At 60.9% G+C, this 15,359-nt stretch carries 13 protein-coding genes and 1 pseudogene; 10 read left to right on the plus strand and 4 right to left on the minus strand.

The window, feature by feature from the left end; translation table 11 throughout:
* The first annotated feature begins 24 nt into the window (after window positions 1-24).
* Window positions 25-729: a tRNA (guanosine(46)-N7)-methyltransferase TrmB gene (trmB, locus tag BLR31_RS03540; RefSeq protein ID WP_090591597.1), complete on the plus strand. Its 705-nt coding sequence runs from the start codon at window positions 25-27 to the stop codon at window positions 727-729.
* A gap of 187 nt (window positions 730-916) precedes the next feature.
* Here the strand turns inward: trmB and amaB are convergent.
* Both amaB and greA read right to left on the minus strand, forming a co-directional pair.
* Window positions 917-2,410: pseudogene (gene amaB, locus BLR31_RS03545) on the minus strand (L-piperidine-6-carboxylate dehydrogenase); the annotation flags it as partial.
* Window positions 2,411-2,572: 162 nt separating this feature from the next.
* On the minus strand, window positions 2,573-3,055 hold the full coding sequence (gene greA, locus BLR31_RS03550; RefSeq protein WP_090591603.1) for a transcription elongation factor GreA: 483 nt from the start codon (window positions 3,053-3,055) through the stop codon (window positions 2,573-2,575).
* A 310-nt stretch (window positions 3,056-3,365) separates the two neighbouring features.
* Here greA and BLR31_RS03555 point away from each other — a divergent pair, with 310 nt between their 5' ends.
* Window positions 3,366-3,983, plus strand: a complete 618-nt coding sequence (locus tag BLR31_RS03555) for a nucleoside/nucleotide kinase family protein (protein ID WP_090592128.1) — start codon at window positions 3,366-3,368, stop codon at window positions 3,981-3,983.
* Here the strand turns inward: BLR31_RS03555 and BLR31_RS03560 are convergent.
* On the minus strand, window positions 3,980-5,218 hold the full coding sequence (locus BLR31_RS03560) for an ROK family transcriptional regulator (protein WP_090592124.1): 1,239 nt from the start codon (window positions 5,216-5,218) through the stop codon (window positions 3,980-3,982). The two genes, BLR31_RS03555 and BLR31_RS03560, sit on opposite strands and share 4 nt — an antisense overlap.
* A 273-nt stretch (window positions 5,219-5,491) precedes the next feature.
* Here BLR31_RS03560 and BLR31_RS03565 point away from each other — a divergent pair, with 273 nt between their 5' ends.
* The 6 genes from BLR31_RS03565 (at window position 5,492) to BLR31_RS21550 (ending at window position 12,086) form a co-directional block, all read left to right on the plus strand.
* Window positions 5,492-6,472, plus strand: a complete 981-nt coding sequence (locus tag BLR31_RS03565) for a sugar ABC transporter substrate-binding protein (RefSeq protein ID WP_425287208.1) — start codon at window positions 5,492-5,494, stop codon at window positions 6,470-6,472.
* Window positions 6,473-6,552: 80 nt separating this feature from the next.
* Entirely contained in the window at window positions 6,553-7,626 is a 1,074-nt protein-coding gene (locus tag BLR31_RS03570; RefSeq protein ID WP_090591611.1) for an ABC transporter permease, read from the plus strand.
* A complete protein-coding gene (locus tag BLR31_RS03575; RefSeq protein WP_090591615.1) occupies window positions 7,623-8,396 on the plus strand; it encodes an ATP-binding cassette domain-containing protein in 774 nt (257 codons plus the stop codon). Before BLR31_RS03570 ends, BLR31_RS03575 begins: the two co-directional genes overlap by 4 nt.
* A gap of 416 nt (window positions 8,397-8,812) precedes the next feature.
* Window positions 8,813-10,042: a 3-dehydroquinate synthase gene (locus BLR31_RS03580; RefSeq protein ID WP_090591618.1), complete on the plus strand. Its 1,230-nt coding sequence runs from the start codon at window positions 8,813-8,815 to the stop codon at window positions 10,040-10,042.
* Window positions 10,039-11,226, plus strand: a complete 1,188-nt coding sequence (gene eboE / locus BLR31_RS03585) for a metabolite traffic protein EboE (protein WP_090591621.1) — start codon at window positions 10,039-10,041, stop codon at window positions 11,224-11,226. Before BLR31_RS03580 ends, eboE begins: the two co-directional genes overlap by 4 nt.
* Entirely contained in the window at window positions 11,223-12,086 is an 864-nt protein-coding gene (locus BLR31_RS21550) for a UbiA family prenyltransferase (protein ID WP_176762490.1), read from the plus strand. The genes eboE and BLR31_RS21550 overlap by 4 nt, the downstream gene beginning before the upstream one ends.
* A gap of 12 nt (window positions 12,087-12,098) precedes the next feature.
* Here BLR31_RS21550 and BLR31_RS03595 read toward each other — a convergent pair whose 3' ends face one another.
* Window positions 12,099-13,481 carry an alkaline phosphatase family protein gene (locus BLR31_RS03595; RefSeq protein ID WP_090591624.1) on the minus strand — a complete coding sequence of 461 codons (1,383 nt, stop codon included), beginning with the start codon at window positions 13,479-13,481 and terminating at the stop codon, window positions 12,099-12,101.
* 64 nt (window positions 13,482-13,545) lie between these two features.
* Between BLR31_RS03595 and BLR31_RS03600 the strand changes: the two genes are divergently transcribed.
* Entirely contained in the window at window positions 13,546-14,415 is an 870-nt protein-coding gene (locus BLR31_RS03600) for an EboA domain-containing protein (protein WP_143009300.1), read from the plus strand.
* A gap of 25 nt (window positions 14,416-14,440) precedes the next feature.
* Window positions 14,441-15,358: a TatD family hydrolase gene (locus BLR31_RS03605; RefSeq protein ID WP_090592136.1), complete on the plus strand. Its 918-nt coding sequence runs from the start codon at window positions 14,441-14,443 to the stop codon at window positions 15,356-15,358.
* Window position 15,359: the final 1 nt, after the last annotated feature.

Raw genomic sequence — 15,359 nt, forward strand, 5'->3', positions numbered from 1 at the left:
CTTTTATGTTTCGTATCTGGACCTATGACCATCAAACCCATTCCGCAGGACCCCAAGGGGCCACGCGCCTTTTATGGCCGCCGTGCCGGCAAGAAACTGCACAAGGGCCAGCAGGCGCTGTTTGAAACCCTGCTGCCTGACCTGACCGTCGATATTTCCCGGCCGGTCGATCCAAAGGTGCTGTTCCCCGAAGCGCGGTGCATTCATCTCGAAATCGGCTATGGCGGCGGCGAGCATCTGGCACGGATCGCGCAGGAAAATCCCGACGATGGGTTTATCGGCTGCGAGGTGTTTACCGGCGGCATCGGCAAGCTGCTTGAGACGATCGATATCGAGAAAATCTCGAATGTTCGCTTGTTTCCCGACGATGTGATCAAGCTTTTGGCTGTGATGCCGGATGCGTCCGTCGACTGCCTTTACGTGCTCTATCCGGACCCCTGGCCCAAGCCGCGCCACCACAAGCGACGCCTGATCCAGTTTCCAGTGCTCGAGCAGTTCGCACGGGTGGTCAAGCCCGGCGGCACATTCCGGTTCGCCACCGATATCGAGGATTATGCCAATTGGACGCTTGCCCATGTGCTGCGCAGCGAGGGCTTTGTGTGGCCCATGCAGGCGCCCGGTGCGTGGCACGCGCCCTATGAGGGGTGGCAGGCGACGCGCTATGAACAAAGGGCCCGTCGGCAGGGTCGGATGAAGAGCTTTTATTTCGAGTTCTCGCGGGCGGGGTAATCACGCCTTTGAGTGACGGCGAAGGACGATGGCCGGCCTCACCTAAAATCGTCATCCCGGGCGAAGACCCGGGACCCGGGATGCTCCAAGAATGCGATTGAGGCTAGGCGCCGAGCATACTGGCCCCCGGCTCAAGGCCGGGGTGACAGGGTGTGGATTTGGCTGACGATTGGGGCAGGTGGAGGGGCTCAATCTCGAACTTGATCCCCTGCGCCAGTGGCAGCTCGCGCGAATAGTTCACGGTGTTGGTCTGGCGCCGCATATAGGCTTTCCAGGAATCCGAGCCGCTTTCGCGGCCGCCGCCGGTTTCTTTTTCGCCGCCGAAGGCGCCACCGATTTCGGCGCCTGATGGCCCGATATTGACGTTGGCGATGCCGCAATCCGAGCCCGTGGCCGAGAGGAAGGTTTCGGTCTCGCGCACATCGGTGGAAAAGATGCAGCTCGATAGGCCCTGCGGCACGTCGTTCTGCAGCGCGATGGCTTCATCGAGCGTCTGATAGGTGAGGACGTAGAGAATCGGAGCGAAGGTCTCGTGCTTGACGATCTCGGACTGCTCGACCATTTCGACGATCGCCGGGCGCACATAATAGCCGCCCTCGACGGCATCGACTTTCTCACCACCTGTGATCTTGCCGCCTTCGGCCCGCGCGTTGTCGAGTGCATGCTGCATCGCATCGAAGGCTTGCTTGTCGATCAAGGGGCCGACGAGCGTGCCCTTTTCGAGCGGGCTGCCGATGGGCAGGCCGGCATAAGCCGATTTCAAGCGCTCCACCAATTGGTCGCGCACGTCCTGATGCACGATCAGGCGGCGCAGGCTTGTGCAGCGCTGGCCGCAGGTGCCGACGGCCGAAAAGACAATGGCACGGACTGCGTTTTCCAGATCGGCGGAGGGCGCCACGATCATGGCGTTATTGCCGCCGAGCTCCAAAATGGTCTTGCCGAAGCGCTCGGCAACCTTAGGGCCGACGATGCGGCCCATGCGGGTCGAACCGGTGGCCGAAATCAGCGGCACGTCTTTGGACGATGTCAAAGCCTCGCCGATTTCGGCGCCGCCGATGGCCACATGAAGCAGGCCCTCGGGGGCATCGCCGAATTTCTTAAGCGCTTTTTCGAAGATCTTTTGCACCGAGAGCGCGGTGAGCGGGGTCTTTTCGGACGGCTTCCAGATCGTGGTGTTGCCGCAGACCGTCGCCAGCGCGAAATTCCACGCGAACACGGCGACCGGGAAATTGAAGGCGGAAATGACGCCTGTCACCCCGAGCGGATGCCAGGTCTCGCGCATCGAATGGCCGGGACGTTCCGAGGCGATGGTCAGCCCGAACAATTGCCGCGATTGGCCGACGGCGAGATCGCAGATATCGATCATCTCCTGAACTTCGCCCAGACCTTCCTGCAGGATTTTACCCGCCTCGAGCGAAACGAGGGCGCCGAGTTCATTTTTCGCTGCGCGCAATTCGTCGCCGAACAGACGGATCAATTCGCCACGGCGCGGAGCCGGGACTGATTTCCACCGATCGAAGGCCGACTTGGCCCGGGCGATCATGGCTTCGACATCATCGGCCGAGTGGGTGGCAACGCTGCCAAGCAGCGCGCCATCGACAGGAGAATGCACCTTGAGCCCACCGCCCGAAAGATCGGCATCGGTCAGAAAGGCTGAAGCGAGAATATCTTTATGGGTCATCGAAACGAGGGTCCGAAAATTGAGTGAAGCGGGGCGCCTGGCCCCTGAAGAATTCTGAACCCGCACATTCGCAGACTTCGCCGCCCTTTGCCACCGCTGTGGGGCCTACGGCAGGGAGGGGTGCGACCTCAGCCGGTTCCCAAGGTCGGGAGGTAAACGCTTCTAGGAAATCGAGATGATCTCGAGTTCGTGCTGGCCGAGGGGCACGACGTCCCCGACGCTTTTACCCATGAGGGCGTTCGCGACCGGGGAGACGTAGGATATTGTCCCTTCGGGCGGATTGGCTTCGTCTTCGCCCACGATGCGGAAGGTTTGCCGGCGACCGTCGTCGCGTTCGAAGCTTACCGTATGGCCAAATCCCACGACATCGTTTGAAGCCGGCGCCTCAACGAGTTGGGCGGTGCGGACGCGTTCGGCGAAATAGCGCGTGTCGCGCAGGGGCACAGCGGACTGCCGACGCCGTTCATTGAGATCGTCCAGGCCGTTCGCCTCATCGAGAGCCGATTTCGCGCGCGCGAGCTCGGCATTCAGCATGGCAAGGCCGGTCGCGGTGACGCGATTGGGGTGCTCGGAAATCGGGCGGGGCGGCAACACCGTTTCCGATGCCGCCTCGGCACTTTCCTCTTTGACGAACGCGACGCTCAATTGATGGGCTCCTTTCGAGCACGGCTGTATGAATAATTCGCTGGCGGCGATAAGGCTGCATCGCCCGTAATATGCGATGGAAATCTTTTTCCTGCAGTCGCCAAGCAGCAGGGCCGTCTCTCATCCCTGCGCCCATTAGGATCGATCAGATCAGCATAATGCAACGCTACGGCTGGAAAAAGCCGATGGTATCGGGTCTTGCGATTTGTCGTCTGGGGGACGGTGTTTGTCAGCATCCTCGCCTCTAACTGGCTTGGCCAGCGGGCGAGAAAATGGCATGTGTTCGGTCTGCGCAAATCTGGACATGCTCATGGATGTGACCATCGCCGATGCCCTGAAAGTGTTGCGAGACCGCGCCGCTGCGGGCCGCATAATCGTGGCACTGGCGGGACCTCCGGGTGCGGGAAAATCGACCCTGGCGTCAGAGTTGGCCAAAGGCCTCGGGGCCGATGGGGTGTCCGCGCGCGTGGTGCCTATGGACGGGTTTCATCTCGATGATGCGGTCCTTGATGAAATGGGCTGGCACGCGCGTAAGGGCGCGCCACATACCTATGATGTGGACGGGCTGAAGACGCTTCTGGAACGCTTGCGCCGCGAGAAGGCCGGCGAGATCTATTATCCGGTGTTCGACCGGACGACAGAAATCGCGCACGCGGCTGCGGCGCGGGTGAGTCCGGATGACCGCGTGGTAATCGTTGAGGGCAATTACCTGCTGCTCGACGCGCCGGGCTGGAACGACATTGCCCGGCTTTTCGACGTGACCATCATGGTGAGCGCGCCGATCGGCGAGCTTGAGCGCAGACTGCTTGGACGATGGGCCGATCTCGCGCCCGACGCGGCACGCGCGAAGGTTGAGGGCAATGATCTGGTCAATGCAAGGCTGGTGATCTCAAAGAGCCTTGGCGCAGATATGACGATCTCGGCCTAAGCGTCCTTGAAAAGCACTTCGCGATCGAGCGTGAAGTTTGAAATCAGGGGCAGGCAGGCGCCGCCCATGGCGCGCGCATCGGGGCCGAACTGACCGGCAACGATTGCGGGCGCCGTTAGGCCCTGGCGATCGAACGCCTCCAGCTCCCGCTTGACCCGCTCGACCACCAGATCCCTCATCTCGGATGGGAAGCCGCCATCGATGACGATGGCTTCGAAATCGATGATGGCGGTGGCCGACATGATGATGACCGCTACGCTCTGGCAGAGCACCTCAAGCCAGTCGTCAAGGATCGGGCCGATGGTTTTCCAGTCGCCATCCTCGCGCCACAGCATCTCGGGGTCCATGCCCGCCGCGCGCATCTGTTCGGCGAGGACGTAGAGGGAGGTGCGCCGTAGCACCTGCTCATAGCCCTTGCCGTCGTGGCGCAAAACCGGCAAGGGGGCGATGGCACCGGCATAGCCGCTGCGCCCAGGAAAGAGCGAGCCATTGAGCACGACGCCGCCCCCGATGAACGACCCGATGAAGATATAGAGAAAATCGAGATGCTGGCTGGGGTTTCCCAGCAAGAGTTCTGCGGCGCAGGCGGCCGTCGCATCATTATAGAAATAGACCGGCCAGGGGCTCAGCGCTTCCACTTCCGCCCTGATGTCGATGGTCTGCCAGGCCATGAGAATATCCTTGGGCGCGCCGACCTGATGCTCCCAATTCCACAATTCGAAGGGCGACGCGATCCCGATGCCGACCACACGGGCGCGTTGTTCGGGCGTCAACTGACCGGAGAGCTCGGCAATGCCGTCTTGGAGGAAGGCAAGGATTTGTGCCGGGTCGGGGTAGGGATATGGACGGTGGAGCTTGCCCCGCACCTTGCCGAGCAGGTCCATGACGATCAGATCGATGCTGCGTCGCCCGATCTTGAGGCCGAAGGCCAGCGCGCCGTCTGGGGCAAGGGCATAGGGAACGGAGGGCTGCCCAACGCGCCCCCGCTGGGGCGCCTGGCGCATCAACAGCCCGTCACGTTCGAGACCGTTGGCGATGGTTGAAATCGTCTGCGGAGACAGGCCGGTCAGACGGGCGATATCGGCCTTGGGAAGAGAGCCGCTGCGCCGGATAAGCGAGAGGACGAGCCGTTCGTTATAAAGGCGAAGGCCGGCCTGGTTGGTGCCGCGGCTGAGATCGGTAAATTCCCCCGCAGATCGGCCCACCCGATCCGGTCGCAACTCCGCGTCGCTCATAACAATGCTCCCTGCAGCCGGCTTTTTGATCCGGCTTGGCGCACCTATCGCAAAAGCGCGCCCTTGCAAATGATCGAATTCGAGACGCCGCGTCAATAAATAAATCCATTGGATAAACTTATTGACACAATGCAGTCGTGGTGCTTGATTTGCACAGGGCCGATCCGGGAGGGAAACGGTTCGTCAAATGAGGATGGGCGCCGATGGCGCCTCGGGAGGAAAGACATGAAGACCAGATTGATGGCGTCCGCTTGCGGCGCTGCGCTTTTGGGCATGCTGTCGGTCGGCAGCGCTCATGCACAAGATAACGTGCTTGCCTGCCTGATCACCAAGACAGATACCAACCCGTTTTTCGTCAAGATGAAGGAAGGTGCCGAAGCCAAGGCGGAAGAACTCGGCGTTGAATTGCGCTCCTATGCGGGGCGTATCGACGGCGACCATGAAAGCCAGGTCCAGGCGATCGAATCCTGCATCGCCGATAATGCAGACGGTATATTGATCACGGCGTCCGACACATCGAGCATCGTTTCGTCGGTGCAGCAGGCCCGCGATGCCGGCATTCTGGTGATTGCGCTCGACACCCCGCTCGATCCCGTCGATGCCGCTGATGCGACCTTCGCCACCGACAATTTCCTGGCTGGTGAGCTGATCGGCCAATGGGCCGCCGCAACGCTCGGCGCGGAGGCTGAAAATGCGCGGATCGCCTTCCTCAACCTCACCCCTTCGCAGCCCACTGTCGACGTCTTGCGCAATCAGGGCTTCATGAGCGGGTTTGGCATCGACCTCGCCGATCCCAATGTGATCGGCGACGAATCCGATCCACGTATCGTGGGCCACGACGTCACCAACGGCAATGAAGAGGGCGGGCGCACGGCAATGGAAAACCTGCTCCAGCAGGATCCCACGATCAACGTCGTCCACACCATCAACGAGCCGGCTGCCGCAGGGGCCTATGAAGCGCTGCGGGCCGTGGGTCGTGAGAACGATGTGCTCATCGTTTCGGTCGATGGCGGCTGCCCAGGTGTCCAGAACGTGATCGATGGCGTGATCGGCGCGACATCGCAGCAATATCCGTTGCAGATGGCCGCGCTCGGCATCGAGGCGATCGCCAATTACGCTGCCGACGGCACGCTGCCAGAGCCGACGGAAGGCAAGGACTTTTTCGATACGGGCGTCCAACTGGTGACCGATGCACCGGTCGATGGCGTTCCCTCCATCGATACGACCGAGGGCATGGAGCTTTGCTGGGGTTAACCGGTAAGTCCAAGTGATATCGGGCCGGAGCGGCACATGGCCCCGGCCCGACACTTTCCCTCTCCAGTGAGGATCGCCAGATGAGCAAGACCGAGTCTTCCACCCAGGGCTATGAAGGCGGGCTGAGCGCCGGCAGTGCCGATGTCGCCCAGTTTGCGCCGGAGCGACGGACGATCGTCAAATCCATCCAGCACGCGCTTCACGTCAATCCGGCCCTGATCCCGCTGTTCATTCTTTCGTTGTCGGTGGCCGGGTTCGGCATCATTTTAGGTGACCGGTTCTTTTCGCCTTTTTCCCTGACGCTCATTTTGCAGCAGGTGGCGATCGTCGGCGTGGTCGCCGCGGCACAAACCCTTGTCATCCTCACCAAGGGGATCGATCTGTCGGTGGGCGCCATCATGGTGCTCAGTTCGGTGGTCATGGGGCAGTTTACCTTCCGCTATGGCTTCCCGCCTGAACTTGCGATCCTCTGCGGGTTTGCCGTCGGCGCTCTGTGTGGGCTGATCAATGGTGTCCTGGTGGCCGTGGTCAAACTGCCGCCCTTCATCGTGACTTTGGGGATGTGGCAGATCGTTCTGGCCTCCAATTTCCTTTATTCGCGCAATGAAACCATCCGGTCGCAAGACATTCAGGCCGACGCGCCGCTGCTCCAGTTCTTCGGCCAGAGCCTGCGCTTTGGCGGCGCGGTGCTGACGTTCGGCGTCATCGCCATGGTCATCCTGGTCGCGGTTCTGACCTATGTGCTCAACAACACGGCATGGGGGCGGCACGTCTATGCGGTGGGCGACGATGCCGACGCTGCGCAGCTGGCCGGCGTGCGGGTGAAGCGCACGCTGATTTCGGTCTATGTGCTGAGCGGCCTGATCTGCGCGCTTGCGGGTTGGGTGTTGATCGGCCGTATCGGATCGGTGTCACCAACCGCGGGCCAGTTCACCAACATCGAATCCATTACCGCCGTGGTGATTGGGGGCATATCGCTGTTTGGCGGGCGCGGGTCGATCTTGGGCGCGCTGTTTGGCGCGCTGATCGTCGGCGTGTTCGGCCTGGGCCTGCGGCTGATGGGCACCGATCCACAATGGACCTATTTGATGATCGGCGTCCTTATCATCGCGGCGGTCGCCCTCGACCAGTGGATCAGGAGAGTTTCCACATGAGTGAGTTCATTCTTGAGGCCAAGGGGCTGGTCAAACGCTTCGGACGCGTCGTAGCGCTCGATTCCGCGGATTTCGAGCTCAAGGCCGGCGAAATCCTCGCCGTCATCGGCGACAATGGCGCCGGGAAATCCACGCTGATCAAGTCGCTGTCGGGCGCCATGATCCCGGACGAGGGCGAGGTGCTGCTCAATGGCGAGCGGGTGATGTTCTCCTCGCCCATGGCAGCGCGGGCCGCCGGCATCGAGACGGTCTATCAGAACCTCGCGCTGTCCCCGGCGCTTTCGATTGCCGACAACATGTTCATGGGCCGTGAAATCCGCAAACAGGGTTTTATGGGACGGGTGTTCCGGACGCTGGACAAAAAGACCATGGACAAGCTGGCCCGGGACAAATTGAGCGAACTGGGCCTGATGACCATTCAGAACATCCGCCAACCGGTCGAGACATTATCGGGTGGCCAAAGGCAGGGCGTCGCCGTGGCGCGGGCCGCGGCGTTCGGCTCCCGTGTCGTCATCCTCGACGAGCCCACCGCGGCACTGGGCGTAAAGGAATCGCGCAAAGTGCTCGACCTCATCCTGGGACTGCGCGAGCGTGGCCTGCCGGTTGTCCTGATCAGCCACAACATGCCCCATGTGTTCGAAGTGGCCGACAGGATCCACATCCACCGGCTTGGACGCCGCGCGGCACTGATCAATCCGGGCGACTATTCCATGTCCGATGCTGTGGCCATCATGACAGGCGCCATGACCGCCCACGCCGTAGCAGCCTGAAGCGAGAGTCGCCGCGCGCTCATCGAACTCCGTCAACGCGCCATTTGGCCGATCCCTGAGCCACTATCAGTGACAAATTGACAAGCCAAAGAATTCTAGCATACTAGGACTCGAGGAGGATCCCGGTGTGTTTGACCAAAGGCGTTGGCGCGTCCAGCATCCAAAAGATACGCGACAGCGCGAAGTGGTTTTGGCGTCCTGCGCAGCAAGCCTGGTCGCAACTCTTTTCGCTGTGATCGCCTTCGGACAGGGTCTGAGCGGCATCCATTGGCATGGTCTTGCCCTGTCATGTTGCGCCACCGTGATCAATGTGGGGCTAGCTGGACTGCTTCTTCGAACTCGGCCCCGCATTAGAACCAAATCGCGCGATGCAACGAGCTTGCAGCCATTCCCGCACAGCCAAAAGATCAAGATCCATGTCAGCGATACAGTCTGAGCTGGTGCTCGCAGCGTCCATAGAGCTGGCTGTCGACCGCTCTGAATTGCATGTGAGCCAGCAGAGCTTTTCGGTTTCCTATCAGTTTCCGGTCATCTTCTGCACGGGAGTCTTTTGCCCGAACAGTCGGGTCCTTGCCGAAGTCGTCCGCCAAATGGAACCCCTCGGACGACACCGGCTGCTGGTGTTCGTCGATGCCGGACTGCTTGAGGCGCGCCCGACCCTATTCGAAGAAATCGTGGATCACGTCGGGGCAAATGGCGCCGTCCTGGAACTCGCGGCGGCGCCGGTGGCCATCGCTGGAGGCGAGAGCATAAAGCAGGGGCTGGAGACGATCCTTGAGATGCAGCGGCTGATGGTCGAGCACAGGATCGACCGGCATTCCTATGTTGTCGCCATTGGCGGCGGCGCGGTGCTGGATGCTGTGGGGCTGGCCGCGGCGACGGCGCATCGCGGCATTCGCCACATCCGCATACCGACAACCGTTCTGTCGCAGAACGACTCCGGCGTGGGCGTCAAGAATGGGGTCAACCTCTTCGGTGCCAAGAATTATTTCGGCACGTTCGCGCCCCCCTCGGCGGTCATCAACGACTATGACTTTATCGAAAGCCTGCCGGTGCGCGAGAAGCGCGCGGGGATAGCGGAAGCCATCAAGGTCGCGCTGATCCGAGACCGGCGCTTTTTCGAATGGCTCGAGAGCTCGGTCGAGGCATTGCACAGCTTCGATCCGACCGCCATGCGCTACATGATCCGGCGCTGCGCTGAACTGCATATGCATCAGATCGGGCAAGGCGGAGACCCGTTCGAGCGCGGCACAGCGCGCCCACTCGATTTCGGACACTGGGCGGCCCACCGTCTGGAAATGCTCAGCGAATTTTCGGTCCGGCACGGTGAGGCTGTAGCCATCGGCATTGCGCTCGACACCGAATATTCGGTGCTGGTCGGGCTGCTTGGCGAAGAGGATGCCGCGAGGGTTCGGACTGTCCTCAAGGGCCTGGGCTTTTCGCTGTGGCACGATTTGATGGAGGCCAACGCGGCTGATGGCAGCCTCTTGATGCAGGGTTTGCGGGAATTTCAGGAGCATTTGGGCGGTGAGTTGACCATCACCCTGCTTGCGGCGCTCGGCACTGGGCTCGAGGTCCATGACATCAGCGAGCCTCTGATGCTGCAGGCGATTGCGAACCTCAAGCAGCGAGCCGCCATGTCATGAGAATTGCCCAGAGTTCGGTCCATCTGACCTATTGCACCAATATTCATAAGGGCGAGAGCTGGGGCGAAACGTTCGACGCCATCCGCCGCAATGTGCCTCCGATCCAGGAGCGGGTGTCCAGCGATGCGCCGTTCGGTATCGGTCTGCGGCTTTCGGCTGCCGCGGCGACAGAACTCTCAAGCGGCTCGGCGCTCGATGAGTTCAAAACCTATCTCGCCGCGCAGAATGCTTATGTCTTTACAATCAACGGCTTTCCCTACGGGGATTTCCATGGCGTGCGCGTCAAGGAGAACGTCTACAGCCCCGACTGGTCCGACCCCGATCGGCTGAACTATACCAACACCCTGGCCGATATCTTGTGCGCGCTTTTGCCCGACGGCATGGAGGGTAGTATCAGCACGGTGCCCGGGAGTTTTGCGCCCTGGGCGGAGGGCCGTATCGACGAGATCAGAGACACGATCATCGATCACGTCGCCCATCTTGTTGCGATCAAAGAAAAAAGCGGTAAGCGCATAACCCTCGCTCTCGAACCCGAGCCCTGCTGCATGCTCGAAACGATCGATGAGGCCGTCGCTTTTTTCAACGACGAGATCTATTCGGGCCGAGCCATTGCGCGGCTGTCGGAGCGGACGGCGCTGACATCGGATCAAAGCGCCAAGGCCCTGCGCGATCATGTCGGGCTTTGCTATGATGTGTGTCACGCAGCCATCGAGTTCGAAGACCCCGCTCAGAGTATCGCCAAGCTGCGCGAAAATGGCATTGCCATTTATAAGCTGCAGCTCAGTTCGGCCCTAAGGTTCGGCGCTGTGGACCATGATACGGCGAACCTTTTGGCGCCGTTCAATGAGCCGACCTATCTCCATCAAGTTGTCGGTCGGCGTGGCGGCAGGCTCTCGAAATGGCTGGACCTCAAATCGGCGCTCGACGATCTCGACAACGAGATCGGCAGCGAATGGCGGGTGCATTTTCACGTGCCGGTGTTTTTGGACACCATGGGCGCGTTCGGCACCACGCAGGCCTTCCTGCGCGACATTCTCGCCTTGCATCGTGAGCAGAAAATTTCCGATCACCTCGAGGTCGAAACATACACCTGGGACGTCCTGCCGGAGCAATATCGTGGTGAGCCCATGCCCGAGGCCATCTCGCGCGAGCTGAATTGGGTTCTGGAGCAGCTTGCGACATGAGGATCGCAACCGCGCTGAAGCTCGGGCGCGTTTCCAATCTGCCGACGGTCGTGACCAACGCCATGGCCGGCTTCATCCTCGCTAGCCAAGGGATGCTGAACGACGCTGTATTCCCGGTGATCGTCGGCGCGGCGCTCGCCTATGTGGCAGGCATGTTTTTAAACGACGCTTTTGACGCCGAATACGATGCGCGGCTTCAGCCCTATCGCCCGATACCGTCTGGATTGGCAGGACGCGGAGAAGTGTTTGGCTGGGGCTTTGGGCTCTTAGGCGCAAGTCTGGCGCTGTTTGTCGCTGCGGGTTTTTCTGGTGGGACCGGGTGGGCGGCGGGGACGGCGGGCCTGGTCCTTGCGCTGACAATTGTCGTTTACAATCGCCACCACAAGGAGAACGCCTTCGGGCCCGTCCTGATGGGCATGTGCCGTTTGCTCGTCTATCTTACGGCGGCACTTGCGGTGGTGCCGGCGCCGGGTTTGGCGCTTTATATTGGCGCGGGTCTGCTCATGGCGCATGTGATGGGACTGACGTTCATCGCCAAAGCCGAGCAGAGCGCAGGCGTTGGCAGATATTGGCCCTTTCTCGCGCTTGCGGCAGCGCCGATCTGGGGCATCTATCTCGCGCTGGATAATCCTGTCGTCTGGCCGTTTGTGATCGCACTGATCGTGGCCGACGGGGTAGCCGTAAAGTTGGTTACCCTGCCCAAGCCTGACTTTGGCCGCGTCATTCCGCTGCTGATCGCGGCGATAACATTGCTCGACGGCATGCTGATCGCACAGATGGGTCAGCCCGTTCTGGCGGTCGTCGCATGCCTTTGCTTTCCATTGACGCTTTTTCTGCAGCGCTGGGTGCGCGGCACGTAACGCGGGCGCCGGTCATCTAAAGACGTGGTCGAGCACCAGTGACTTGAACCGCGTCGCCAGAACCGGGCCATCGGGCAAGAGGTCGGGACGACTGGAAATGACCAGCGGGCCGTCTTCGTCTCGATCGGTGGGACGACCGTGCGAGCCCCTGACGATATCGGTTCGGTTGACCGATATGACGTCCAGCAATCCTCGAAAACCCAGCTTGCGCTTGCCGATCTTCCAGGCGATCTGCGCCTTGGCCATCTTCATGGCCGGATCAACGAACAGTTCGACTGGGTCGTAGCCGGGCTTGCGGTGGATATCGACGGTCGCCGCATAATCGGGGGCTTTTTCGTCGTCGAGCCAATAGTAATAGCTGAACCAGCGATCAGCGCGGGAGATGGCCACAAGTTCGCCCGAACGCGGATGATCGAGCCCTGCCTCGCGCTTGCCGTCTTCGGACAGAACGGTCTCGACGCCATCGAGACCGGCGATCAGTGCTGAGACCATCGGAATATCGTTAGGATCGCGGACATAGATATGAGCGATCTGATGATCGGCGACGGCGAAGGCACGTGACTCGCCGTGATCGATCACCTCGCGCCCCATCTCCTCGCGCCATGCGATAAGCCCGGCCTCGCGCAGCGCACGATTGATGTGGATGGCGTCGGTCACGGGCGTGATGCCATATTCGGAAACGATGATGACCTCGCGTCCTTCCCGCTCAGCACTCTCGATCAGCGGCGCTATGGCGGCATCGACATCGCGCAAGGACCTCTGGACGCGCGGGTGGGTAAGGTCGGGTCCGAAGCGTTGGATGTCGTAGTCGAGATGAGGGATATAGGCGAGGGTCAGTGTCGGTTTGCGGGTTTGGGTGACATGGCCCGTCGCGCCGACGATCCATTCGGTCGATTTCAGACTCGCCGTCGGACCCCAATAGTTGAACAGCGGGAAGGTGCCCAATTGCGCGTTCAACTCGTCACGCAGCGCGCCGGGCTTGGTATAGTGATCGGACACCTTGCGCCCGTCGGCGGGATACATGGGACGCGGCGTCGCGGTCCAATCTGCGGTCGAATACATATTGTACCACCAGAACATCTTGGCGCAGGTGAATTCGGGATCGCGCTTGCGACCGGCCTCCCAGATCATTTCGCCGCCCAAAAGGCGTTCGGGCTGTTTCCAGAGCGCGACTTCGCTGGTTTCGCGGAAGTACCAGCCATTGGCGACCGCGCCGTGGCGAGAGGGCAAGCTGCCCGTCATTAGCGTAGCCTGGACGGCGCAGGTAACGGCCGGGGTTATCGTCGTAAGCGGACGCTGACCGCCCTTTTTGGCGAAGGCCGCGATGTGTGGCGTGTGTTCGCCCACCAGCGACGGGGTCAGCCCCACGACCAGCAAAACCAGTGTCTCTCTCACGCGACTCTCCCCTTGATGTATGCAGTGCGATACTAGTATACAAATACGAGGAGGATCAATTGCCGTGCTGGACAGGGTGGACAATCGCTGTGATAGCGTGATGCTCGATTGGCTCGAAAGGCGGGTCGATGCCGATCGGTTGAACTGGCTGACGGCCGCGGCCAACCAGGTTGCCGACATGGATGACGCGCGCCTGGAACGTGCTCTTGCGCTTGCGGGCCGGAAGGTCGGGAAGGCCGATCTGGCCCCGACCGATACCGAGTTGTCGGATGCCGATGCTGTGCGTTTGGGCTGGAGCCCGCATCAGTGGTCCCTTGCCGATGTGGCGCGTGCTTACATCCTGACGGTGCTCGCAATGGAGCGCGAGGGGTTTGGTTCGAGATTTCGCCGCCTGTGCCAGACGGCCGATCTCGCCAGCCTGATCGGGCTTTATCGCGCCACGCCGGTTCTCCCCTATAACGCCGATCTCGACTGGCAATTGGGGGAAGGGTTGCGGACCTCGATCGGAGAAATCTTCGAGGCGATTGCCCATCATAACCCTGTCCCGGCCGAAGCGTTTTCAGAACACCGCTGGAACCACATGGTGCTCAAGGCGCTGTTCGTCGACTCCAGCCTGCCGCCAATTTGGGGTTTGGACCAATGCCGGAACGCCGCACTGGCAGCGACGCTGGTCGATCATGTCCATGAGCGCCGTGCGGCCGGTCGGGCCGTCAATCATCACGTGTGGCGCTGCATTGCGCCCTTCGCGACGGGCGAGGTTTTGAACGAAATCTTGCCGCTCTCCCAAAGCGCTGATCCGACCGCGCGACAGGTCGCCGCCTTGTTTCTGAGCGAAAGCCCCGACTCAAAGGCTGCAGCACGTTTGGACACATTGCCGGGTGAACGCGATGCGATCGCGGCCGGACACCTTGGCTGGTCGGCCATTCCTGGCTGACACCACCATTTTTCAGGAGACCGCAATGTTCATCGATGCGCACGCCCACATGATTTCCCGCACGACCGATGATTATCAGGCCATGGCGGCGGCCGGTGTCGTTGCGTTGATCGAGCCGTCATTCTGGATCGGGCAGCCACGGACGTTCATTGGCAGCTATGTCGACTATCTCTCCCACATCGTGGGGTTCGAGCGGTTCCGCGCGTCCCAGTTCGGCATCCGGCACTATTGCACCATTGGGCTCAATTCCAAGGAAGCCAATAACGAAGAACTGGCTGAGGGCGTGATGGAGATCCTGACCCAGTTCGCACTCAAGGACGGCGTCGTGGCGATCGGGGAAATCGGCTATGACGAGCAGACCCCGCTTGAAGACAAATATTTCCGTGCCCAGCTTGAACTCGCCAAAGAGCTTGAGCTGCCGATCATGGTGCACACGCCGCACCGGGACAAAAAGAAGGGTACGCTCCGTTCGATGGAGGTTTGCCTCGAGCACGGTATCGATCCCAAGATGATCGTGATCGATCACAATAACGAAGAGACCGTCGACGACGTTCTTGATCGGGGGTTCTGGGCAGCGTTTTCGATCTATCCATCCACCAAGATGGGCAATGTGCGCATGGTGGAACTGCTCAAGCGCTATGGCGGTGACCGGATCATTCTCGACTCGGCGACCGATTGGGGGATTTCCGATCCGCTCGCCGTGCCCAAGACCGCCGAACTTGCGCGGCAGGAAGGCGTGTCCGAAGATGCGATCAGAAAAGCCACGTATCTGAACGCGTTGACCGCTTACGGCCAATCGGGACAGATGAGCGAAAACGACTGGACCGATGGCATTGATATCGATCAGACGGCGCTGCACGAAGGCAATTCGATCCTGCGGGGCGGGCGCGAACCCGTGGTCGCCGATGGGGCGACACGTAAGGGTTCCTTGATCATCGAATAGG

Origin of the sequence: Pelagibacterium luteolum, assembly GCF_900100665.1 — a bacterium.
GTDB classification, from domain to species: Bacteria; Pseudomonadota; Alphaproteobacteria; order Rhizobiales; family Devosiaceae; genus Pelagibacterium; species Pelagibacterium luteolum.

Excerpts from the sequence above, each read along its gene's own strand:
- BLR31_RS03570 (WP_090591611.1), top strand. The coding sequence starts at position 6,553 with ATGAGCAAGACCGAGTCTTCCACCCAGGGCTATGAAGGCGGGCTGAGC.
- BLR31_RS03575 (WP_090591615.1), top strand. The coding sequence starts at position 7,623 with ATGAGTGAGTTCATTCTTGAGGCCAAGGGGCTGGTCAAACGCTTCGGA.
- trmB (WP_090591597.1), top strand. The coding sequence starts at position 25 with ATGACCATCAAACCCATTCCGCAGGACCCCAAGGGGCCACGCGCCTTT.
- BLR31_RS03555 (WP_090592128.1), top strand. The coding sequence starts at position 3,366 with ATGGATGTGACCATCGCCGATGCCCTGAAAGTGTTGCGAGACCGCGCC.
- BLR31_RS03605 (WP_090592136.1), top strand. The coding sequence starts at position 14,441 with ATGTTCATCGATGCGCACGCCCACATGATTTCCCGCACGACCGATGAT.
- BLR31_RS03565 (WP_425287208.1), top strand. The coding sequence starts at position 5,492 with ATGCTGTCGGTCGGCAGCGCTCATGCACAAGATAACGTGCTTGCCTGC.
- BLR31_RS03560 (WP_090592124.1), bottom strand. The coding sequence starts at position 5,218 with ATGAGCGACGCGGAGTTGCGACCGGATCGGGTGGGCCGATCTGCGGGG.
- BLR31_RS03580 (WP_090591618.1), top strand. The coding sequence starts at position 8,813 with ATGTCAGCGATACAGTCTGAGCTGGTGCTCGCAGCGTCCATAGAGCTG.
- eboE (WP_090591621.1), top strand. The coding sequence starts at position 10,039 with ATGAGAATTGCCCAGAGTTCGGTCCATCTGACCTATTGCACCAATATT.
- BLR31_RS21550 (WP_176762490.1), top strand. The coding sequence starts at position 11,223 with ATGAGGATCGCAACCGCGCTGAAGCTCGGGCGCGTTTCCAATCTGCCG.